The sequence below is a fragment of the Rhizobium sp. 01T444 genome (assembly GCF_056398305.1).
On sequence record NZ_JBFTPD010000314.1, the window covers coordinates 1 to 575 of the forward strand.

Here is a 575-nt window from a genome sequence, read left to right on the forward strand (position 1 = left end):
TGTCTTCCTTCATCTCCCCGCCACGAGACTGGCGCACCGCATGGCATGGCTGATGGCGTGCGCGTTCGGGATGATCGCGAGCCATTCACTGGGCATGCTCGGGCATTTCTACCCCAATCTGGTCGTGCCGTTGCTCGCACTCATCACCACGCTCGTCACGATGGTGTGCAGCTTTTACTTGGCGCCTCCGCCTGGCAGCCTTTTCTTCGTCATGGCCGCGGCGATGGCCGCATACACTCCCGTTCAAGGGCGGGCAGCAGTGCTGCAGGTCGGCGCTCTCGCGCTCGGCACGGTGCTCGCAGTGGGCATTGCGTTCCTTTACAGCCTGCGGGTCGTAAGCCGCCACGGTGTGCCCGCGCCCAGCCCGCGCGTCGAGCCGAGCTTCGACTTCGTGGTTGTGGACTCGGTGCTGATCGGCAGCTTCGTGGGATTGTCACTGTTGACGGCACATGCGCTGCAGTTGGACCGGCCATACTGGGTGCCGGTAAGCTGTCTCGCCATCATTCAGGGCGCGTCGCTTCGCGCGGCATGGACGCGACACTTCCATCGCATCATGGGGACTGCGCTGGGACTGC

At 64.2% G+C, this 575-nt stretch carries 1 protein-coding gene; it reads left to right on the forward strand.

Translation table 11 applies throughout. The annotated features are described in order from the left end of the window. Window positions 1–40: 40 nt before the first annotated feature. Window positions 41–575: FUSC family protein (locus AC1DTN_RS38660; protein WP_477925504.1), on the forward strand; the 535-nt coding region annotated here is incomplete at its 3' end.